The sequence below is a fragment of the Denitrificimonas caeni genome (assembly GCF_905120345.1).
Lineage (GTDB): Bacteria > Pseudomonadota > Gammaproteobacteria > Pseudomonadales > Pseudomonadaceae > Denitrificimonas > Denitrificimonas caeni_A.
Window position 1 is genome coordinate 361796 of record NZ_CAJHOA010000003.1, and the last position, 21324, is coordinate 383119.

General features: G+C 50.7%; 17 protein-coding genes. 6 read left to right on the forward strand and 11 right to left on the reverse strand.

Annotation, left to right across the window (positions count from 1 at the left end):
• Positions 1 to 144 precede the first annotated feature (144 nt).
• The 4 genes from JYJ62_RS07860 to JYJ62_RS07875 all read right to left on the reverse strand — a co-directional run bounded on the left by JYJ62_RS07860 (position 145) and on the right by JYJ62_RS07875 (position 5381).
• Complete coding sequence (locus tag JYJ62_RS07860) at positions 145 to 1335, reverse strand: saccharopine dehydrogenase NADP-binding domain-containing protein (protein WP_205341650.1); 1191 nt, start codon at positions 1333 to 1335, stop codon at positions 145 to 147.
• 69 nt (positions 1336 to 1404) lie between these two features.
• Entirely contained in the window at positions 1405 to 2763 is a 1359-nt protein-coding gene (locus tag JYJ62_RS07865) for an NAD(P)/FAD-dependent oxidoreductase (RefSeq protein WP_205341651.1), read from the reverse strand.
• A gap of 115 nt (positions 2764 to 2878) precedes the next feature.
• Positions 2879 to 4051: a helix-turn-helix transcriptional regulator gene (locus tag JYJ62_RS07870; protein WP_205341652.1), complete on the reverse strand. Its 1173-nt coding sequence runs from the start codon at positions 4049 to 4051 to the stop codon at positions 2879 to 2881.
• Between the two features lie 31 nt (positions 4052 to 4082).
• Positions 4083 to 5381 carry an MFS transporter gene (locus JYJ62_RS07875; protein WP_205341653.1) on the reverse strand — a complete coding sequence of 433 codons (1299 nt, stop codon included), beginning with the start codon at positions 5379 to 5381 and terminating at the stop codon, positions 4083 to 4085.
• A 159-nt stretch (positions 5382 to 5540) separates the two neighbouring features.
• Here JYJ62_RS07875 and JYJ62_RS07880 point away from each other — a divergent pair, with 159 nt between their 5' ends.
• The gene (locus JYJ62_RS07880; protein ID WP_205341654.1) at positions 5541 to 6188 is read left to right on the forward strand and encodes a hypothetical protein; all 648 of its coding nucleotides are present in this window, start codon (positions 5541 to 5543) and stop codon (positions 6186 to 6188) included.
• A gap of 54 nt (positions 6189 to 6242) precedes the next feature.
• Here JYJ62_RS07880 and JYJ62_RS07885 read toward each other — a convergent pair whose 3' ends face one another.
• From JYJ62_RS07885 to JYJ62_RS07915, 7 genes are all read right to left on the reverse strand, one after another.
• On the reverse strand, positions 6243 to 7562 hold the full coding sequence (locus tag JYJ62_RS07885) for a serine hydrolase domain-containing protein (protein WP_205341655.1): 1320 nt from the start codon (positions 7560 to 7562) through the stop codon (positions 6243 to 6245).
• 562 nt (positions 7563 to 8124) lie between these two features.
• The gene (locus tag JYJ62_RS07890) at positions 8125 to 9471 is read right to left on the reverse strand and encodes a spinster family MFS transporter (RefSeq protein WP_205341656.1); all 1347 of its coding nucleotides are present in this window, start codon (positions 9469 to 9471) and stop codon (positions 8125 to 8127) included.
• 5 nt (positions 9472 to 9476) lie between these two features.
• Positions 9477 to 10508 (reverse strand): 4-hydroxy-2-oxovalerate aldolase, encoded by a 1032-nt coding sequence (dmpG, locus tag JYJ62_RS07895; RefSeq protein WP_205341657.1) that lies wholly within the window; start codon positions 10506 to 10508, stop codon positions 9477 to 9479.
• Between the two features lie 10 nt (positions 10509 to 10518).
• Positions 10519 to 11415, reverse strand: a complete 897-nt coding sequence (locus tag JYJ62_RS07900; RefSeq protein ID WP_205341658.1) for an acetaldehyde dehydrogenase (acetylating) — start codon at positions 11413 to 11415, stop codon at positions 10519 to 10521.
• 25 nt (positions 11416 to 11440) lie between these two features.
• Positions 11441 to 12235 (reverse strand): fumarylacetoacetate hydrolase family protein, encoded by a 795-nt coding sequence (locus JYJ62_RS07905; RefSeq protein ID WP_420042824.1) that lies wholly within the window; start codon positions 12233 to 12235, stop codon positions 11441 to 11443.
• A 24-nt stretch (positions 12236 to 12259) separates the two neighbouring features.
• Positions 12260 to 13033 carry an SDR family NAD(P)-dependent oxidoreductase gene (locus JYJ62_RS07910; protein WP_205341659.1) on the reverse strand — a complete coding sequence of 258 codons (774 nt, stop codon included), beginning with the start codon at positions 13031 to 13033 and terminating at the stop codon, positions 12260 to 12262.
• Between the two features lie 19 nt (positions 13034 to 13052).
• Positions 13053 to 14057, reverse strand: a complete 1005-nt coding sequence (locus tag JYJ62_RS07915; protein ID WP_205341660.1) for a flavin reductase — start codon at positions 14055 to 14057, stop codon at positions 13053 to 13055.
• 214 nt (positions 14058 to 14271) lie between these two features.
• Between JYJ62_RS07915 and JYJ62_RS07920 the strand changes: the two genes are divergently transcribed.
• The 5 genes from JYJ62_RS07920 to JYJ62_RS07940 all read left to right on the forward strand — a co-directional run bounded on the left by JYJ62_RS07920 (position 14272) and on the right by JYJ62_RS07940 (position 21324).
• Positions 14272 to 15702, forward strand: a complete 1431-nt coding sequence (locus JYJ62_RS07920) for a coniferyl aldehyde dehydrogenase (protein ID WP_205341661.1) — start codon at positions 14272 to 14274, stop codon at positions 15700 to 15702.
• An 81-nt stretch (positions 15703 to 15783) separates the two neighbouring features.
• Positions 15784 to 17457, forward strand: a complete 1674-nt coding sequence (locus JYJ62_RS07925) for a methyl-accepting chemotaxis protein (RefSeq protein ID WP_205341662.1) — start codon at positions 15784 to 15786, stop codon at positions 17455 to 17457.
• Positions 17458 to 17579: 122 nt separating this feature from the next.
• On the forward strand, positions 17580 to 18770 hold the full coding sequence (locus tag JYJ62_RS07930; protein ID WP_205341663.1) for an acyl-CoA dehydrogenase family protein: 1191 nt from the start codon (positions 17580 to 17582) through the stop codon (positions 18768 to 18770).
• 75 nt (positions 18771 to 18845) lie between these two features.
• Positions 18846 to 20561, forward strand: coding sequence for an FAD-binding protein (locus JYJ62_RS07935; RefSeq protein ID WP_205341664.1), 1716 nt, complete (start codon positions 18846 to 18848; stop codon positions 20559 to 20561).
• 10 nt (positions 20562 to 20571) lie between these two features.
• On the forward strand, positions 20572 to 21324 hold the full coding sequence (locus tag JYJ62_RS07940) for a glucose 1-dehydrogenase (RefSeq protein ID WP_205341665.1): 753 nt from the start codon (positions 20572 to 20574) through the stop codon (positions 21322 to 21324).

Genomic DNA, 21324 nt, shown 5'->3' on the forward strand with positions numbered 1-21324 from the left:
GATCATGAATGACCACAATTTGTCAGAGTCAATAAATACTGCATCGTCCGTTTGAGTATTCAATAAAAAAGCCCCGAGCGCCTCATCGGCAGTTAGGGCTTTTATTGTGATGATACAATGCATGAACTGGATCAAAGCGGGCGATCAGTCCTCAAGAAAGCCTCTTTTTGTAATGCATTCATCTGAGATAAACAGTGAGCCGGAGGCTTTGGCAAACGCCTTCACAAAGCTTTCTGGATCAACACAGACTTCAGCCGCTAATATGCCGTTGCCTGTCACTTCACCGCGGATAAGTGCTTCAATAAATAAGCGTGCGCAGGTCGGTGTTGGATCGTTGGAGACGCCAGAGGAGGGGTCGGACATAGGGATATGGTATTCAACGACGCTGTTAACCTTGCTGCCGTTACGTTCGCCTTCAACCTCAACGCGGAACGCGACACTGCGCGGTAACTGGCTCAAGTCGACACTCATGGCCTCTTGACTGGCGGGGCTGGGCAGGTAATTGGAAATAAATTTAAGCGGCGATAGATCAATACCTTCGATCGGATCGTTGTTGGCAAAACCTAAATCGATAAATGAACGCCAGATATCGTTACCCGCATTGGGGAAGAAGCCGATGCGGTTACTGACCTGTTGCAGACCTTTAATAAAGTGGGGCAAGGTGACTGTTTCACCGTGTCCGATATAGAAGCCTGGCATGCTGCCGAAGGGTTCTTTATAGGGAATATCACGACGGCCGCCCCAGCCTTCTTTCATCACGTATTGGCCATCTTCAAACTGGGTTTGCTCGCCACTGGTGATATGCATCATATGGTCAATCACGGCAGGAGAGAACATGCTAGGTACAAAAGGTACGATGGTCGATAAATGGATGGCGGTGGCTGTATCCATCGTATTGACTAGCATTTTGGCGACAACGTTAGTTAGGCCTGGGGTTGAGCCACAACCAATAATAATCTTGATCCCCGCAGCTATGGCGCGCTGATTATAGTCACCTTTGAATAACAACTTATCAGCGACGTCATGGTCGTCATTAACATCAATATAGTTCACTTTGGCGCTGATGGCTGCTTCAATAACGGGTACTGCACTGCGATAAAAAGGTCCGGCAGCATTAAAAATCAGGTCGACGCCGTCTAGTGCGCTATCTAGACTTTTTCGGTCGTTGTAATCGACTTTGATCGCGCTGACGTTCGCCCCTAGATGAGCCGCTAATTGTTGCGCCGCCTCGAGATTAAAGTCCGCGACGGTATAGCTGATATCGGTATGCAGAGGTACCAGTTGGCGCGCCACGTTACAACCAACATTACCGCAACCCAGTAGTAAAACTTTCATGTCACTTCCTTTTTTATTATTAATGATTGTTTATTATTAGAGCCACGCTAGATCACTCAGACTGATTGTTTAGGTCAGATCAAAACGGTCGGCCAAGCGTGCTATCGGTATCAGCGTGCGGCGTATTTTGGTTTGAAACAGTCCAGGGAAGCGTACCGCTTGAGGCTTTTCTATAGGCAAGACGCAGTCATCCAGACGACCATCAGCAAGCGCATGAGCCAAGCTCATCCCCATCATCGGTCCTAAAAGATTGCCCCATGAGCCAAAGTTCATCAGCGCATGCACACCGTTGGCGACCTGATACAGCTTGGGATAGCACTTATCGTAATGATGCGATGAGTTGGCAGTCATGCCAGTCCAGTACGACTCCATGCTGATATTGGCGTGGCGAGTCACAGGAAAAGTGCGGTGTAGGTAACGTAGAAAGTAGGCAAAGTACTGATCAGCCTGTTGGGCGCGACCCATACTTGGAATCGTCGCAGTGATCAGACGGTTACGATTATCAATCACTAGGGGATACAACCCAGCCGGGTGTTGTGATAACACCACCCGAGCAGGATTAATGCTGGCTAATAGATCGTCTGGTAGCGGACGTGTCGCTAGACCGCACGCCAGCAAAGGGTACTGAGTATGTTGCAGTTCAGGAAAAAATTTATTGCCGCTGTGACCGTTGGTGCAGATGACCACTTGTGCAGCAGTGACACTGCCGGTTGCCGTACGAACACGCCAGTGAGTACCCACTTTATCGCACGCCAGTACACGTGAGTCGCCGTACACCTGGGCACCGAGTGTGAGCGCGGTGTTGACCATGCCGTTAGTGAATAAGTAAGGATTCACTTGCCCGCCTTCGCGCCAGTGTAAACCGTAGTTATACACGTCGGTACCGAGCATGTGTTTTAGTGAGTCAGCGCCGAGGATATCGATAGCGTAACCATGCGATTGCCACAGCTTAGCTTTTTGTTCGAGTTCAGCATGGGGTTTTTTAGCGGCTTCAATCAAACCATTATCATAGACGTCAGCGCTGATGCCATGCTTGCTGCACAGATCAAAAATAATATTGCGGTTACCGGTAAAATAATCAGTGAATTTCCGGCCACCGTCTTTGTGCGCCTGCAAGGGTTCAAAGGAGGCAAGGTAAGGTTGAATATGGCCCGCGTTACGACCCGAAGCTCCAGCGCTGGGTTGCTGCGCCTCGAGCACAACGACTTTTATACCACGCTCGGCCAGATGCAATGCCACTGAAGAACCGGCTAAACCGGCACCGATAACCACAACATCGGCAGTGATATCGTCTGTTAATGGCGCATATTGAGTGGCCGGTTGCTCAAGTGGCCAGCCACTGTAATTAATCGGCATTGCACCGGCTTCATAACTGGCTGCTGATAGCGCTTGTGCACCCTGAGACTCTACGTATTTTTTCCAGGCCAATGTCCTGTACCTCGATAGCGGATAAGAAATAGCTGACCACAATCGGTGCTAGCCGTGCTGATTCCATCCTACTCAGGGCTTGGGGTACTTCGCTAGTACCAGTTGGCACCAGTGTTTAGCGTAATAACGCGAAGCTCTTGCAGACCAAGCGTACGAGGTCACTTTGACCTCTAATATCAAGCTTGGCATAGATGCTTTTTGAGTAGTTGCGCGCGGCTGATACGGCAACGCCCAGTTGTTCTGATGCTTCGCTAATGGTACGTCCAGCGGCCAGCAGCAGAGCCAGTTTGCCCTCTTGCGGGGTGAGGCCGAAGAGGCGGGCAACTGAGGCCCCGGTGCTTTCATACTTTTCGACCGAGCCTACGATTCGAGCATTGCCCAACTCGGCAAGGTAAATAATCACGTTGGGGACACGTTTACCTTGGTAGTGGGCGGTGAGTGGTGCCGGAGCAACTAATACACCGAGCAGCATGCCATCTGCTAGGCGCACTCGAATTAAACGTTCATCGTCGTCGCTGTTATTCGGCAAGGCTCGTATACTCATGGCATGGCTGACGGCTTGATTGAGCTCATACTGTGTGTGTTTGTCATGCAAGATTAATTGTTGCTGGGTGATGGACAGTCCACTGGATTGGTTAATGATGTCTTGCGCGGCCTGATTGGCGCAGAGTACTTTAGTTTGACCATCCAGCATTAAACAGCCTAAAGAAAGATGGTCTAAGCTGGACTCATAAATAGCTTTTTGCGTTTCTTGCCGTTGCAGTCTGACATACAGACCCAAAGCTCGAGATAAATGAGGCGACAGCACGCTGAGTAATTCAAAGGCGTGCTGGTTAAATGGCTGACACGCCGTTTTGTCGTCCAGTACGATATCAACCCAGCAGCGCATTGCACCTGAAGATTCGCTAAAACAGGTTCTCAGTGAGCCTTGAATACCAAGATCAGCAAAGTACTCCGCACATTCGCTACCCACCATCGACGCGTCAATAGCGAGTATTTGTCCCGGCGCGAGGTGTTTGGGTTGTAATAACTCTATATGAGAAAAACGCTTGCGGTAGCTCATCTCTGCTGCCTGCCAATCGGTTTGATCATTCGGCGCAACGGCCATCACTTGGATGTCATGAGAGAGCTCCGGCGAGTGATGTAAGGTGATCGATACTGCTTTCGCTCCCAGCGTCTGGCGCAATCTGTCGGCAAAACTATACCAAGGCGAAGCCTCGTTGATGGACTCATACATAAGCCCAACCAGATCCAGCAGAGTACTGCTATCGTGTTGATCATGCTTCACCGTCACCTCCTTGATAAGCGCTTTGCGCAGTCTACTCAGTGATACTGATAGGGATACGTTTAGGTAGAAAGGCTAGAGGGATTAGCGCTGCAATCATGCATGCCGCACACAACATTAAAGCTGTAGAGTAGTTGCCTGAGGTGTCCAATAAATAGCCAATCAGCTTTGGACTAAACGCGGCACCCACACCGGCAATGAGGTTGCCAATGCCGAGTAAGGTCCCAAAGTTGCGTTGGCCGACGGTTTCTTCCATCAGCATCGGTGATAGCTGATTGACTAGGTTAAAGGTAGCGCCCCAAGCAACGGTGAACGCGACTATAGCAGCGAAGCCAAATGAAGGGTCATTACCGAGTAGTAAGGCGAGAATACCAAAGCCGCCGATAGCGAGGCCAATCATCAGTAGAGGTTTAATATCCCACCGACTGCTTAAAATGCCGAAGGTAAAGCTACCTAAAAGTCCTGCCACGCTTTTAAAAGCAAACATAGTTGCCGCTTCTTGTAGGGAATAACCAACGGATATCAGGTAGGGAATCACATTGACAATAATACCTAGAGTACTCAGCGTGGTGAGTATTTGCAGACCGACCCATAACCAATAACGCGGCATACGCATTGCTTTGCCGATGGACTGACCGCTGAGTCTCTGTAGATTATTGTGCGTGTTACTACTGGGTAAAGGTTGTTTAGGCAGGCGCGCTAGCCACAGCAAGATCGGTACACAAATTAACAGTGCGAGGCTGGCAATAAACTGCATCGCCACGCGCCAGTTATACAACTCAGTGATGTGTGTCAGTAGCATTGGAAAAATCATCGATCCGATAGAGCCGCCAGAGAGCATCAAACCTAAGGCTAGTCCTTGATGTTTGAGATCGATCCAGCGCATCACTAAGGCGATAGACGGTATATAGGTTGACGCGCCGACGCCGGCACCACTCACCGCCATGGCGAGGGTAATGCTATTTATATCTTGGCTGATCGATGCTAAAAAATAGCCTAAGCCCATCAGTACGGCACCCGAACTCATCACCGCTCGTGGGCCGATACGATCAAGTAACCAACCTGCTAAAGGCATGGCTAAGGTCATGGTCAACATAAAAGCAGAAGCAATATTGGCGCTTTCTTCGTTCGTCGATAGGAAGGTCTTGGTTATCGGCGGAATGAAAACTCCGAATGAGTTTAGGATGCTACCAAAAAGAATACATAATGATATCGCCATTCCGGCAACGACAATCCATGCTTGACGCTGATTGGGATACACCTGTGTATGTTGTGCATCTGTTGCCGTTTCACTTGCTGTAGGTTGCGACGCTAACTCTGGCGAACTGGTCATGGTGTGTGCTCTTGGCTTATTGTTATTAAAAAGCGTAACTATTACTTAGAATCTATTGCAGGCAGGCGATGAGCATCGTCCATTTAGGTTAGCTTGTGTGAGAGTTTGCGATTTAAATAGACGTATTTGCTCTTTGACTGCCACATAGAAAGGTTACGCATGAAATCTATTTCTCTGCTTACACGACGCAACGATCTCTCTGCGTCTGCTTTTAAACGCTATTACGAAGACATTCACTGCTGGTTGGGGATGCAACATTTTCCGTTTACCCGCTACACCCGCAATCATGTTGCAGTGGAATCTGCGGCGCTGGATTTTGATTGCCTGAGTGAGTTCGGGATGGATCCCGGTTTTCGGGGTGGTGATGTGATGCGGTCACGCTCGCGCGCCTTGATGGTGGATGATGAGCTTAAATTTATGAACCCTGAGCGTATTCGAGTAGCGACTGTGCGTGAGCAAACACTGCTGGGTGTTACTGACGATACAATGGGCTGTCCACGCTACTTGTTACTGTTTCAGCGTGCTGATGCAGATTTAGAGAACTATCAGACGGCGGTAGAGCAGGCTGCCAAGGAATGGGTGGCCAAGTTATCTGGGGTGCGGCATGCAAGCTTAGATCTGCGCGTCGCCAATGCACAGAGCGAGTTTCCTTACGATGCGTTGTTGTGGTTGGCTATGGATGATGAGAGTACAGCAGTACTGCCACAACTGGGCGAGCTGCCTGGTTTAGTAGCCGTTACTGCGGTCACTACGCATACCACGCCAGAAGCGACGTTGCGGGAGAACTTTGAGGCGTATTTGCCTTAGTTAGATTGTTTTATAGCGATGAGCAGACACTGTGCTCATCGCTATTTGATTATTTTATTTCATTAGATAATCAGCCACTGCTTGATAGGCGGGCAGTGAGGTGGGATCGCTACCAGCGTTAGCTGCTTGCGGGTGAGAAGCAAAGCGCACAATGACCATCTCTGCGCTAGGGTCGATATAAATGGTTTGGCCATGCACGCCACGTGCGGCATAGGCTTGGTTAGCATTATGGAAGTGCCACCACATGCTCTGGTAACTGCCGTTAGGCATACTGCTGTAGCCGGCTTTAGTGAACAGCTTAGGGTCGCCACCGCGGCGAATGTTTTTGATCGCTGCGGCAGGCACTATCTGCTCGCCATTGAGTTTGCCGTCGTTGAGCATCAGTTGGCCGATACGAGCGAGATCACGTAAGCCCGCACTGAGACCACCACCGGCAAAGGGCGTACCAATCGAGTCAATGGTGAAGTTAGCTGATTGTTCAGCGCCGATCGGTTGCCAGATACGCTCTGATAACAGTTCAGTCACAGACTTGCCGGTGTTGCGGGAAATGATCCAACCTAAAGTATCGGTGTTGATAGTTTTATAGGCAAAGGCTTTGCCGTGCTCGCCTTCGGCCTGAACGGTTTGCAGGTACTCAAAGTAACTGCGTGGGCCTTTATAGTCGCCTGGTTTTGGCATTGAACTGGCGGCTTGGGAATATTTCCAGACATCCGCTTCAGGGTCAGAATAGTCTTCGCTGTATTTAAGACTGGTGGTCATATTCATAATTTGCCGCACAGTCGCACTGCCAAATGCGCTGCCTTTTAATTCGGGAACCAAATCACCAGCCAGTGCATTTTCATCCAACTGGCCTTCGGCAATCAGGGTTTCTGCGAGCAGGCCAATCAAGGATTTAGTCATGGACATCGACGCATGTAGGCCTTGCTCATCTAGGCAGCCGTCGTAACGCTCATACACTATTTTACCTTTGTGCAGCACAATAACACCGTCGGTTTTATTGACGGTGAAGGCCTGCTCCCAGGTCATGCTGTCTTGCGTACCTGTTGGTGTAAAACTGACGCTGGCCAGATCTGCATCGAGTTGGTAATCAAGATTCACCGCGGGTTTCAGGCCGCGATGCAAAATCTTAGTGGGTAGCAATTCCTGCATGTGGCAGACGGTCCAGCGCAGCTTTTCACCGGCAAAGAAGTCGGCATCGGAGTTGCGAATAATACGCTCAGGCGCGGGAGGGAAGCCTGTCATCCATTGCGATGAGGGCTGATCAGCGTTGGCTTGTGCAGGTGTTTCAGCTTGCGCTAAGCCGTGCAGGGCGAGGCTGGCGCACACTGGAATCAACCAGCGCTGTGATAGCGAGTGTTTGGTTTTATGGTTCATCACGCGTCCTTTATTGTTGTTGTGCCGTCATGCGAGCAGATGCAGGTTTAGCAGATTCATCAGCAAACTCATCGTCCATTTGAATAAACGCTTTGCTATATCCCTAAAAGTAAGCAGCCCCCGCTATGCATGCACAGCGGGGGCTGTTGGACTTATTTACGTGTTAACTAGCGGTATGTTTGGCTTCAGCACGTATCACGGTAATAGCACGGGGACAGTGAGCATCGTTGGCAGGGTCGTTCTGCTAGCGCTAGGGTGACGCGATTGCCTCGCACATTGAAACGCACGACTATTTCTTTGGGTCGGTTCTCGCCATCAGTCGTGGCTCAGAATGAGCATTGTCGTCTGCCGTTCGGTTCGTGGGTGCGCGCGGTGATGATAATTTTTGTGCTTTCAGCGGCCAAGCGTACAGGATGGCATCTTGCTAGCGTTGTTTCGATTCTGCTGATTCTTCTGGTCAGTCCCTTATTAGTGGGGGCCGCCAGTGAAGGTGCTTTGCTTGTTTAGCTGACAGACATGCCCGCATCGGTTAGTGCGGGCATGTCTTGGTATTATCCGCAGTTTAGTGTGCTTGAGAGCTTGCAGTCTCTGCAGTTGCTGTATTTCTTCCTAGGTGGAGCCACGGTTTAGTGCGCAATAGCGACCAGAGCATTAGCACTGGGATGATCACAGTGATACTGACGATAATCAGTGCGTAGCGTAAAGATTCTTCACCAGCATAGGGAATCAATGCATCACTGAGTGCACCGGTGACTAACGGACCCAGTCCCACACCACATAAGGTGGTAAACACGGTCTGCAGCGCGAAAGCGGTGGCGCGCTGCCATTGGCTGACCAGTTGTGACAAGAGGTTGAAGGAGGGCGCAACCCAAAACACCGTGAAAAAGCCTGAAATAGCACACCAGATCATCGCGCTGGGTATTGGCACACCGGCTAGATCAAAGGCTATGCCGGCCGGCGTAAGAAAATAGGCAATCATGGCGGCAGTTGCGACAACGTGGCCGATGATCGGGATGCGTACCAGCCACGCGCGGTTGTGTGCGCTCAGTCGATCTGTCAGCCAGCCACTGAATAAACTGCCGATAGCAGCCGCTAGACCAGTAACGATACCTGCCAAGATACCTGCGTGCTGCAATGACAATTCATGCGAGCGCACCAGAAAGGTAGTGTTCCACATCGCAAAAGAGAAAGCACTGAAGGTGGTAATGGCGCTGGCACCAATCAGCATAAAACAATCTTTATTGCGCAGCAGTTTCAGCGCCGCTTGGATTAAACTTTCTCGAGGTGGTTCTGTACCGCCACCGCTATCCCATTGACCGCGAGTGGGCTCTTTGATCAGCAGCCCGAAAATCAGTGACATCAAGATCAGTGGTGTGCCAATGGCATAAAAGCCAGTACGCCAGCCATAGGTGTCGATGACCCATGCCCCTAAACTAAGGCCAATAATACTGGAAAGGGTCGGCGCACCGGTAAAACAACTGATCGCCAGTGAGCGCCGGTGTGGGGGGTACAGGTCAGAAATTAGTGATAATGAGGTAGGTGTCACCGGTGCTTCCGCCGCAGCCACCAGCATTCGTGCAAAAATCAGCATCCAGAAACTGATAGCAAAACCGCACAGCAAGGTTGCGAAAGCCCAAAGACCTAGGCTAATTGCTAGCACTCGTGTGCGGATATGCCGATCGGATAAACGACCGGCAGGTAATCCTAAAAAAGCATAGACGACCGCGAAGGCTAAGCCGGAGATCAACCCCATCGCTGCATCGCTGACGTCGAACTCCTGCTTAATCGGTTCGATCATCACCGACATGATCTGGCGGCCCATAAAACTTCCAGCGTAAGTCACCACTAGAAGTGCCAGAAAGCCATGGATACGCCACCCGAGTGGACGACTGCCGGTCTGCTTTTTCATAGGCGTTAAGCCGATGCCTGGCGCTGTTTTAGCAGCGTTAGCGCAGTATCTTCAATCATATCTTCCTGACCGCCGACCATGCCGCGGCGACCCATTTCTACGAGAATTTCACGGGCTGAGACGCCATATTTTACTTCGGCACGTTTTGCGAACAACAAGAATGAGCCATACACACCGGCGTAACCCATCGTTAATGCATCACGGTCGCTACGGATCGGGAAGTCCATAATCGGCACCACCAAATCTTCAGCCACATCTTGAATGCCAAACACATCGACACCGGTCTCAATGCCCATGCGATCACAAACGGCAATTAACACTTCCATCGGAGTATTACCCGCACCCGCACCTAGGCCTGCGCAAGCGGCATCAATTCGAGTGGCACCTGCATTAATGGCAGCAATCGAGTTGGCGACACCCATCGACAGGTTGTGATGACCGTGGAAGCCGATTTCAATATCATCACCTAACGCCGCGCGGATTGCTGACACCCGTGCATGGATATCATGCGGTAGCATATAGCCAGCTGAGTCGGTGATGTAAATGCAGTTGGCACCATAGCTTTCCATCAGCTTAGCTTGTTTGGTCAGGCCTTCAGGGCTGTTCATGTGCGCCATCATTAAGAAGCCAACAGTGTCCATGCCGAGCTTGCGTGCTTCAGTGATGTGTTGCTCAGAAACATCGGCCTCGGTGCAGTGGGTGGCGACACGAATGGTGTTGACGCCCAAGTCTTTGGCCATATGTAAGTGTTCAACCGTTCCGATACCCGGTAACAGTAGCGCTGAGACTTTGGCATTTTTCATCAGCGGAATCACCGCCGAGAGGTATTCTTCATCGGAGTGCGCAGGGAAGCCGTAGTTCACCGAAGCGCCGCCCAGTCCATCACCGTGAGTGACTTCAATCAATGGCACACCAGCGGCATCCAGTCCTTGCGCGATGGCTTTCATTTCATCGAGAGAAATTTGATGCTGCTTGGGGTGCATGCCGTCACGCAAGCACATGTCGTGAACGGTGATTTTTTTGCCTTTAAGGTCCATAACAGTCTCCTTAAGCCACAGTCTGAGTGAGTAATTTTTCCGCGAACATTTCTGCCGTACGTGCAGCCGCTGCAGTCATAATGTCGAGGTTGCCGGCGTACTTAGGTAGGAAATCGCCAAGGCCTTCTACTTCCATAAAAATCGACACGCGATTACCGTCAAAGACAGGGCCGTTGACCAAGGTATAACCCGGAACGTATTTCTGTACTTGCGCGATCATGGCGTGAATGGATGCAGTGATCGCTGCTTGATCCGGTTCGCCTTCGACTAAGCAGTGCACGGTATCGCGCATCATCAGCGGTGGCTCCGCTGGGTTAATTACAATAATGGCTTTACCTTTTTTCGCGCCGCCGACTTTTTCTACGGCGCTAGATGTGGTGCGGGTAAACTCATCAATATTCTTACGTGTGCCCGGGCCAACTGATTTAGAGGCCGCAGTGGCAATAATCTCCGCGTATGCGACGGGCTGTACTTGTGAGACCGCTGCCACTAATGGAATCGTGGCTTGACCACCGCAGGTGACCATATTGACGTTCATCGCGCCGCTGCTTAGGCAATCATCAAGGTTGACCGGTGGTACACAGAATGGACCAATCGCTGCCGGCGTAAGGTCGATCATCAACACGCCTAGCTCGTTGAGCTTACGGCTGTTTTCTGCGTGTACATAAGCTGATGTCGCGTCAAAGGCGATACGGATATCGTCTTCTTTGATATGCGCCAGTAAACCATCAACGCCATCAGCGGTGGTTTTCAAACCCATTTCTTTAGCGCGCAGTAAACCTTCAGAGGTGGGATCAATGCCCACCATCCACACCGCCTCAAGAAAATCACTGCGTTGGATCTTGTACAGCAAATCTGTGCCGATGTTACCGGGGCCAATAATGGCGCAGCGAATTTTTTTACTCATAATAGTGTGATCTCCGATAGTTGACTCAGTCGGTAAACGTCAGACTGGCAGAGCCGAGTCCGCTAATGTTCATTTCGATACGGTCACCCGCTGTCACTGGAACAAGGGGGGCCAGTGCACCAGACAAGATGATTTCACCTTTACGGAACGGGATGCCCAGTTTGCCTAGGGTGTTGGCTAACCACGCCACCGCTTCGCACGGGTGACCTTGTACAGCGGAACCAAGGCCGCTGCCGGCCGGCTCACCATTCTTGGTCATGGTCAGTTCGACATTGGCTAGATCGACGGTACGTGGGTCAATGCGTGCAGAACCGAGAGCAAAGACACCGCAAGAAGCGTTATCGGCAACGGTGTCTTCAATAGCAATCTTCCAGTCACGGATACGTGAATCAACGATTTCAAAACAGGGCACAACATATTCAGTGGCGGCAAGGACATCACTGGCGGTTATGCCAGGGCCGTTGAGATCTGCTTTAAGAATAAATGCGATCTCACCTTCCGCGCGCGGCTGCACCAAGCAATGTTCAGCTTTACTAACGGTGCTGCCATCTGCGACTTGCATCGCGTCGGTTAGAAAACCAAAATCAGGCTGGTGGACATTGAGCATGTCTTGCACCGCTTTTGAAGTGACGCCGATTTTTTTACCGATCAGCTTTTGTCCAGCAGCCTCGCGACGCTGGAGAAACTGCAAAGAGATTTGATAGGCCTGCTCAAGCGTTATGCCGGGGTAGCGTTCGGTCAATGGCGACAGGCTGGTGCGCGACTGTAGCGCTTCAAAAAGTTCGTCACCGAGTTTTTTAATCACTGTTTCGTCAATCATGATGATGCCTCTCAACCAGAAGATTTAGCTTGGGAAAACGCTGATGCCAGCACCACCGTCAATATCCAGAATCTTGCCGGATACCCAGCCCGATGCCGGTGACGCGAAATACAAGGCTGCAGCAGAAATATCTTCAACTTCGCCGAGGCGTTGCAGAGGTGTATTTTTGGTCATAATCTCTTTCACTGCGGCTGGCATCACCTTATCCAGAGCATCAGTCAGGATCGGACCAGGAGAGATGGCGTTGATGCGAATTTCTGGGGCGAAATCTTGTGAGAGCAGCTTGGTCATATGCACCAGAGCTGCTTTTGCTGTGCCATAAGCACTGAAGTTCTTCTGAATATAGTTGGCGGCAACCGAGCTGATATTAATCACATTACCGCCGCCTGCTGCACGCATATGTGGCACGCACAATTGAATCAGGTGGTACGCGGTGGTCACGTTGAAATTCAAGAGACGATCAAGTTCTTGCCAAGGCATTTTTGCCGGATCGTTGGGACCGCCGCCGCCGGCATTATTGACCAAGTGAGTGACCTTGCCGAACGCTGCAAGGGCTTCTTGTACCAGCGCTTCGCGGTTTTCAGCGTTGGTGACGTCGCAGGCTACGGCAATCGCTTCACCGCCGTTGGCTTTGATTTCGTTGGCTACAGCTTCGACGTCGCTGAGGGTGCGTGCGGCGCAAACAACTTTAGCGCCGGCTTCAGCATAGGCCAAGGCAATGGCGCGGCCGATGCCTTTGCCTGCGCCAGTAATCACTGCAACACTGCCGTTAAGACTGAATCGGTCAATCAGACTCATGTTTTATCCCTTCTTGTTATTATGATGCGGTTTTTTTAGCGTTATTTTCTTCTTTGGTCGCCCATAAATCTGGCAGACCGAGATCGGTTGCCTTAATCAGTCGTTTGAACAAAATTTTCAAGGCTTCAACGTCACCATGTCCAATCTGCTTGGCGATCTGCTCTTCCACTGATTTAGCTACAGCGATTTGCTTCAGTGAGGCGTCGCGACCGTTGGCGGTTAAAATGTAACGGCTATCACCATTTTTCTGTACCAGCACGACATAGTCTTGCGCTTGCAGGGCTGTCATTTCGGTGGTGCTCACCTTGCCGCCGGTGTATTCGACAAACTGATTGATCTCTTCAAGAGTCAGACTGTCTTGAATACTCAATACCGACAGAATAAAGAACTGCTGCTCATTGAGTTGCTGGGTTTTCAATACGTTCTGCAGGGTGGCGACCATTTGGAAATGTGCACGACCTGCGAGGTAACCCAATAGGTCTTCGGTATAGCTGCATTCTGGTGTTGGTGCCGCGCTGAGTTGCACACCTTCGCGTGGTTTTCTGGCTGCTAGAGCGTACAGACCGCTTTGGAAAGCCAGTGGTGGCAATTCTGATTTATCAAAACCCAGCACTTCGCCAACAAAAATCATGTGATCACCGCCTTCATAAATAAAGGCAGTACGGCAATTAAAGCGCGCGGTGCAATTACGTAGCAGTGGGATATTGTTCATCCCTGCTTCCAGGTCCAGTCCTTTGAACTTATCTTCCCCACGTGAGGCAAAGCGTCCTGACAACGCTTCTTGCTCGGTTGAGAGAATGTGCACGTTCCAGTGCTTGTTGTTGGTGAAGGACGATAGGCTCATGGCTGACTTATCAAGGCTCCACAATACCATCGGTGGATTCAACGAAACCGAGTTGAAACTGTTCGCCGTAATGCCAACAGGATCACCGTTTTCGGCCCGCGTAGTGATAATCGTAACGCCGGTGGTAAATGTGCTCAGTGCTGAGCGAAACTCTTGTGGGTCAAAGCTGGCTTTGGCCATAGTGAAGCACCTCGTTTAGTCATGCTATGTTGACTTAATTATCAAGTGCGGGCATGGGTTAAACATCGTCTCTATGGACTACCGTTTGTTGGCGGTGTAAATGCAGTAAAATCAAGGGTTTTTGCGGCTATCGTCCAAACAGACGAAGCGACTTAAGAGGCTTGCTTCTAAGCTAAAATTTAAGACCAAAAAATAAATACAATAAGGAGAGTCCATGAGCGCTCAATTAGAAACATCACAACAATTGTCTGACTTACTTAAGCAGCACCGAAAAGCTACAGACGAGCAAGGTGTGGTTGACGTCGCAACGCGTAAACGCAGACTGCAAACGGCGATTGATGTACTGGTTGATCATCAGCAGGCCTTGTGTGCTGCGATGGACGCCGATTTCGGTGGGCGCCATCAGGGTTTCAGTCTGATGAATGACATTTTGGGTTCTCTCGGTTCACTGAAGCACGCTCGGGATAACCTTGAGCAATGGCTCGGATCTGAGCAGCGGCAGGTTTTTTCTCCTTATGATCAAATGGGTTCGCAAGCCTGGGTGCAATATAAGCCTAAAGGTACGGTGGGGATTATCGGTACCTGGAATGCGCCTATTTTTACTTTGTTTAGCCCGCTGGCCTCGGCGTTATCGGCGGGTAACCGTGCGGTGCTAAAGCCTTCAGAGGTCGCCCCAGAAACCGCTCGCGTGCTAGCCAAAGCTATCGCTGAGTGTTTTGATCCGATGGATGTTGCGGTGATTACTGGTGGCGTCGAGATGGGGCAGGCGTTTGCGGGTATGCCGTTTGATCACTTGGTGTTTACTGGTAGTACTGAGGTTGGTAAGAAAATTATGCGGGCGGCCGCTGACAACTTGGTGCCGGTAACATTGGAGTTGGGCGGTAAATCACCGGTGATTATCAGTGAAACGGCTGATATAGCTGAAGCTGCGCGCCGTTTGGCGATTGCCAAAGGAATGAATGGCGGTCAGTTGTGTATTTCTCCTGATCTGATTTATCTGCCGGTGGCTGCCCGTGATGAGTTTTTACAGGCTTTTTGTGCAACCTATAGCGCACTCTATCCGACTATTGAGAATAATCCAGATTTTACCGCGGTGATCAATGATCAGCATCTGGCCCGCGTGGTTGGCTATGTGGCGCAGGCACAAGAAGAAGGTGCTGAGGTTATCTATTGTCCGGATGTGCCGATGCCAACGACAGGGCGTAAGCGTCCGTTGAGTATTGTGATCAACCCCGCATTACTGGCCGATATCATGCAAGAGGAAATCTTTGGTCCGGCGCTGGTGTTGCTGACCTACAGTGATATCAAGCACGTGGTGCAAGAAATTAACAGTGGTGGACGGCCATTAGCGCTGTACTACTTTGGCCAAGATGAAGCAGAACAGAATTATGTGCTGGATCACACGTTATCAGGCGGCGTCACTTTGAATGATGCTTTGATGCATGCGGCGATGGAAGATGCGCCGTTTGGTGGTGTCGGAGCGTCAGGCATGGGCCATTATCACGGTCGTGATGGGTTTCTGCAGTTTAGTCATGCGCGTACCGTGTTCCGTGGTGCACCCGTTGACCCGCGTGGAGAGTGGGGCATGTTGCCGCCGTTCTCAGAGCATTTCACGGCCGCCATGGCTTCGCAAGTGACTCGCTAATAAACGTCAAGATATTGAACCCGGGTACTACTGTCGTGTGCCCGGGTTTTCTTCGTTGTAGTGTCACGCTGGGGACCCATTATGTTGCACTATCTATTCCGTCTGACAATTGCGAGACGCCTGCTATTTTGGGCTTTTCTCGCTACTGCTCTGTTTTATAGCGCCGTTTTATTAGGCTGGTACGGTTTGCAATCGTCCCGCGATAGCCTGCGTGAGATCTATGATGAACATCAGGCAGCGATGATGCTGACCGTTGAGATTGATCAGCTCTTGAGTCAGAACCGCTTGTTTCTGTTGTTAGCATTTCACTTTGACCCCAAGGGTAATTTATATCTTGCGCATACTAAGGCTCTAAACACCTATCTGGATGAAATCCGTAATAACAGCAAAGCGATCGATGCGTTATCGGCTCGCCTTACGCAAACGCCGATGACCGCTGCGGAAGTGGTGTTATTGGCTGAGTTTGCTGAACACTACGGGGTTTGGTTGGACGATCTTGAGGCCATGCTGGAGTTGCTAGAGTTGGAAGATTTTGGCGAACGTGGCATGACGCTGTTTCTACAAGTCGGTGCTCCAGCCGGTGAGGCAGCCAGCGATATTCTGTCGCAGTTACTGCTCAGTCAGCGTGAGAAGACCTCTGCCGTGACGGTCGCTGCCGAGCAGGATTATGATCGTACCGTCACTCTTTATATCGGACTGGCATTGTTTGGGTTGATTGCTGGCACCCTGACCGGCGTCACCACGTTACGACGGCTGCGTCTGGGTTTCGCTCAGGTCACTGAGTTTGCAAGAGCCATTGCTGATGGTGATTTGTCTTTGCCGTTGCCGATCAGTGCTAACGACGAAATTGGTCAGTTGCTGGAGGAGCAGGGGCGTATGCAGCAGGGCTTGCAAGAGTTAGTCGGGCAAATACATAAGCAGGTTGCTGTGCTCAGTCGTTCGGCCGAGGCACTCACTGCGGATGCGCGCAACTCTTCGGATCTTGCCGCTCAGCAATCCTATGCGTTAACCAATATATCAGCGGCGGTGGAAGAGCTTTCCGCTTCCATTAGTGAGGTGGGGCGTCATGGTGATGCCGCGCGCGGCATTGTGCAGGTCGCCGCCGATCGTTCCTATGACAGTGAAAGCTCAATTGCGCTGATGGTTGAGGAGTTGCATGCCATGTCGGCAGCTGTCGGTAAAACTGCCGAACAGGTGCAGGAGTTGGAAACCTTCTCCAGTCAAATTGACAGTGTGATTCGCGTGATCAATGAGGTGGCTGAGCAAACCAATCTTCTCTCTCTGAATGCTGCGATAGAAGCGGCCCGAGCGGGTGAGCAAGGGCGTGGTTTTGCGGTGGTGGCTGGCGAGGTGCGCGGGCTGGCTGAACGAACTTCGGCGTCAACGGTAGAGATTACCCGCACAGTGCAGCAGATTCAGCGCGCGACGCGTAAGGCTGTCACGGATATGCAGGACACGGTTGCTCGAGTTGATGCTGGCGTTGGCAGTGCTCACCAGGTCAGCGCAGCAATACGCGATATACGTGCCGGTACCGACGATATTATCAGTGCCGTCAATGAGATTAGTGAGGTGTTGAATAATCAGGCGCAGGCGACTCGAGAGATTGCCGTAGAGGTGGAAAGTGTTAATTCCGGTGTTAGCGATATGTCGGACAGTGCCATGCGCAGTACCGATTCGGCTGAGCGACTGACGGCCATGGCGGCTGAGTTGGAGGGCCAGGCAGGTCGCTTCCGATTAAGTGAAGCGACGACTTGAGTGTGAGGTTGGCTTGTTCGCTTATTTCTAGTCCAGTTTGACGATGAGGGGGCGGTGGTGTGCGCTGATAATCGTAAAACATTGAAAAACAATATCTGCGTAAATCACCGAGAGAACTAATTATGGCTATCGCTCATAAGAAAACTACAAAAGAACTCGAGCTCATCGAAAGTGCGCGCAAAATGATTCCAGCGTTAAAAGCGCGCTCTACTCAAGCGGGACACGATCTTAAAATTCCTGATGAAACCATTGCCGAAATGCAAAAGGCAGGTTTATTCAAAGCAATGCAACCTAAGCGTCATGGTGGCTTTGAAGTTGATCCACGTACATTCTTTGAAATTCAAATGGCACTGGCAGAAGGCTGTATGTCGACCGCGTGGATTTATGGTGTGATGGGTGTGCACCCATGGCAGTTGGCGCGTTACCCTGAGCAAGCTCAGCAAGATGTCTGGGGTGTAAGTCAAGACACCTTAGTCGGCTCAACTTACATGCCAGTGGCGAAAGTGACACCGGTTGAAGGTGGCTATCGCATCAGTGGTCGCTGGGGTTTCTCCAGTGGTTGTGAGCATTGCGAGTGGACCTTGTTGGGTGGTATTTTGCCGGCCGATGAGAATGGCGAAGGTATGGAGCACGGTACGTTCCTCGTGCCTTTATCTGATTATCGTATTGAGCGTAACTGGGATGTTCTCGGTCTGCGTGGTACCGGTAGTCACGATATTGTTGTCGATGATGCTTTTGTCCCTGCACATCGTGTCCAGCGCACCAATAACAGCTCACCAGAAGCCACGCCAGGTCTGAAAGAGAATACCAACCCGATCTTTGCGATTCCGTTTGCTCAGGTCTTTACTCGTGCGGTCTCCAGTTCAGCGTTAGGTGCCTTGCAAGGTGCCATTAACGAGTTTTGTGACAATGCCGCTAAGCACATTGGTAAGCACGGTGCGAAGACGGCTGAAGATCCAGTCGCACAGGATACGGTTGCCGATGCAATCTTAACCCTCGATATGCTGAAATTGGTACTGAACCGTAACTACGGTGAGCTGTTGGAAATTGCTGGCAAAGGCGAGATGCCCGATGTAGAGATGCGTTTACTGTATCGCTACCAGTCAGCGTATGTGACCAACACTTGTGCTGAGAAAGTCAGCATGCTGCTCAGGTCGATGGCAGCGTCTGGACTGTATAAGACTAATCCAGTCGAACGTATCTTCCGTGATATTCATCAGGCTCGCGGTCATATTGCTAATAACATGGCGGCTTATGCACGTGCTTATGGAACAGTTCAGCTAGGTTTACCTAACCCTGATCCTTACGTTTAAAAGTGTTTCCGTCGCGCACTCTAAGTAGCGCGACGGTTTTTGCTTTCCAACTCCGTGATTAAGATAGGTGTGTAGATGACTGATCAAAGTGAATTTAATACAGATTATGATCTGGTAGTCGTGGGTTCAGGTGCTGGAGCCTTAACCGCTGCGATCACTGCTCAAGCACAAGGCTTGCGTGTGTTAGTGGTCGAGAAAACGGATAAGTACGGCGGTACTTCAGCGTTATCAGGTGGAGGTATCTGGATCCCATGCAACCATCACTTTAAAGCCAAGGGTGGTAACGACACGCCTGAGAAAGTGTGGACTTATCTGAAGAACGCTATTGGTGATGATATTGATGAGCCGCGTGTGCGCACCTATATCGATAAAGCACCGGAGATGATTCAGTGGCTGGAGAATAACTCGCGTTTACGTTACGCAGTGGCCGAGAAATACCCTGATTATTATCCGCATTTGGATGGCTTTTTACCCGGCGGCCGCACCCTTGACCCCGAGTTGTTTGATATCTCTGCGTTAAAAGATGAGCTGCCTAATTTGCGTCAAGCATCGCGTGGCAACTTATTGATGGGCAAAATCTCATGGACAGCCCGTCAAGCACATGTGGCGATGTCCAAATCGCCCGGCTGGCGCTTGATGCTGATGTGGATGATGCTGCGCTATAAGATGGACTTTATGTGGCGTAAAAAAACCGGCGAACAACGTGATCGCCGTACTGCTTTAGGTAACGCGCTGATTGCCAGCTTGCGTGCCACCTTGATTGATAAAAACATTCCCCTATGGCTCAACACTAACTTTGTTGAGTTGATCGAAGAAGATGGCCGTGTTTGCGGTATTGTGGTCGAGCGCAATGGCCGGCAGCAACGTATTCGTGCCGATAAAGGTGTGATTTTAGCCTCGGGTGGTTTTGAGCAAAACCCAGCGCTGCGTGAAAAGTATCTGCCGCAGCCGAATAAAATTGAGTGGAGTGCAACACCTGAAGGCGCAAATACCGGGGTTGCTTTAGAGCAAGGCCAGAAACTCGGCGCAGCCACAGCCTTATTGGATTGGGCATGGTGGACACCTTCGTTTTTAGTACCAGGTGAAACTAAAGCCCGCGGTGTGTTTGCTGAGCGAGCTTTCCCAGGCGCGATTGTGGTGAACAGTTTAGGCAAACGCTATGTCAACGAAGCGGCTCCGTACCTTGAGTTTGTCACCTCGATGTATGCCGATAATAAAGTCACTCAAGGCAAAACCTTCCCAAGTTGGGTCGTGTTTGATGCCAAGTTCCGCTTTAACTACGCCATGGGCCCATTAATGCCAGGGCAGATTATGCCTGATATGCGTCTGCGCAAAGAGTGGTTGAATAAGCTCTACTATAAAGCCGACACGCTGGAAGAATTGGCACAAAAAATTGGTGTTGATGTTGCTGGTCTAAAAGAAACGGTTAAGAAAATCAATCACTACGCTGAAACGGGTGTGGATGAAGATTTTGATCGCGGTGGTAACGTGTTTGATCGCTATTACGGTGATAGCAACGTGAAGCCCAACCCATGTTTAGCCCCCGTCGCCAAAGGTCCGTTTTACGCGATGCCGATTCAAGGCGGTGATATTGGTACTAAAGGTGGCCTGCTAACCAATAAGCATGCACAAGTCGTTAAGCCAGATGGTCAGGTGATTAAAGGCTTGTATGCGATCGGTAACACCTCTGCTTCGGTGATGGGTACCACCTATCCTGGTGCGGGCGGTACCTTGGGTCCAGCGATGACCTTTGGTTACATTGCTGCGTTAGATGCCGCTGCACAAAAATAAGGAAAACAGTATGAGTAAAAGACTGTCTGGAAAAGTAGCGATCGTCACTGGCGCTGCCAGTGGTGTTGGTGAGGCGGTGGCACGACGTTTTGTCAGTGAAGGTGCGCAGGTGCTGATGACTGATCTTAATGAGGTTGATGGCACACGTATCGCTACAGAAATCGGAGCAACCTTTGTGCGGCACGATGTGACCGACCCGCAAGGTTGGCAGCAGGTGGTTGAGCGTGCTGTTGATGCGTTTGGACAGCTGGATATCTTGGTGAATAACGCCGGTATTTTGATTGCAGGTGACATCGAAGAGTCCAGTTATGAGGACTGGAAACGCTTAATGACCGTCAATGCCGACAGTGTGTTTCTGGGTTGCAAGAGCGCGATAGCCGTGATGAAAAAACAAGGCGGTTCAATTATCAATATGTCGTCCATTGCCGGTCTGGCCGGTAAGGAAGATTATGTTGCTTATGGCGCGAGTAAAGGCGCGGTAGCGGCATTAACGCGAGCGGTTGCTGCTGACTGCCGTCTTAAGCGTTATCGCATTCGCTGTAACTCTGTGCATCCAGATGGTGTTCTTACGGCAATGACGCGTGCGACTTATCCAAAGGGTGTTGACCCTGAGATGTTAACCATTGACAAAGATCCGATGAACCGGGCCTGTCGTCCTGAAGATGTTGCTAACGGTGTTCTTTATCTGGCCTCAGATGAGGCCCGTGCTGTTAACGGCATTGAATTGCGGATTGATAGCGGCCAATTTGTAATGAGTATTTAA

Bases quoted from the DNA above. Each gene is read 5' to 3' on its own strand.
- JYJ62_RS07860 (WP_205341650.1), bottom strand. From the start codon at position 1,335: ATGAAAGTTTTACTACTGGGTTGCGGTAATGTTGGTTGTAACGTGGCG.
- JYJ62_RS07875 (WP_205341653.1), bottom strand. From the start codon at position 5,381: ATGACCAGTTCGCCAGAGTTAGCGTCGCAACCTACAGCAAGTGAAACG.
- JYJ62_RS07880 (WP_205341654.1), top strand. From the start codon at position 5,541: ATGAAATCTATTTCTCTGCTTACACGACGCAACGATCTCTCTGCGTCT.
- JYJ62_RS07885 (WP_205341655.1), bottom strand. From the start codon at position 7,562: ATGAACCATAAAACCAAACACTCGCTATCACAGCGCTGGTTGATTCCA.
- JYJ62_RS07890 (WP_205341656.1), bottom strand. From the start codon at position 9,471: ATGAAAAAGCAGACCGGCAGTCGTCCACTCGGGTGGCGTATCCATGGC.
- dmpG (WP_205341657.1), bottom strand. From the start codon at position 10,508: ATGGACCTTAAAGGCAAAAAAATCACCGTTCACGACATGTGCTTGCGT.
- JYJ62_RS07900 (WP_205341658.1), bottom strand. From the start codon at position 11,415: ATGAGTAAAAAAATTCGCTGCGCCATTATTGGCCCCGGTAACATCGGC.
- JYJ62_RS07905 (WP_420042824.1), bottom strand. From the start codon at position 12,235: ATGATTGACGAAACAGTGATTAAAAAACTCGGTGACGAACTTTTTGAA.
- JYJ62_RS07910 (WP_205341659.1), bottom strand. From the start codon at position 13,033: ATGAGTCTGATTGACCGATTCAGTCTTAACGGCAGTGTTGCAGTGATT.
- JYJ62_RS07915 (WP_205341660.1), bottom strand. From the start codon at position 14,057: ATGGCCAAAGCCAGCTTTGACCCACAAGAGTTTCGCTCAGCACTGAGC.
- JYJ62_RS07920 (WP_205341661.1), top strand. From the start codon at position 14,272: ATGAGCGCTCAATTAGAAACATCACAACAATTGTCTGACTTACTTAAG.
- JYJ62_RS07925 (WP_205341662.1), top strand. From the start codon at position 15,784: ATGTTGCACTATCTATTCCGTCTGACAATTGCGAGACGCCTGCTATTT.
- JYJ62_RS07930 (WP_205341663.1), top strand. From the start codon at position 17,580: ATGGCTATCGCTCATAAGAAAACTACAAAAGAACTCGAGCTCATCGAA.
- JYJ62_RS07935 (WP_205341664.1), top strand. From the start codon at position 18,846: ATGACTGATCAAAGTGAATTTAATACAGATTATGATCTGGTAGTCGTG.
- JYJ62_RS07940 (WP_205341665.1), top strand. From the start codon at position 20,572: ATGAGTAAAAGACTGTCTGGAAAAGTAGCGATCGTCACTGGCGCTGCC.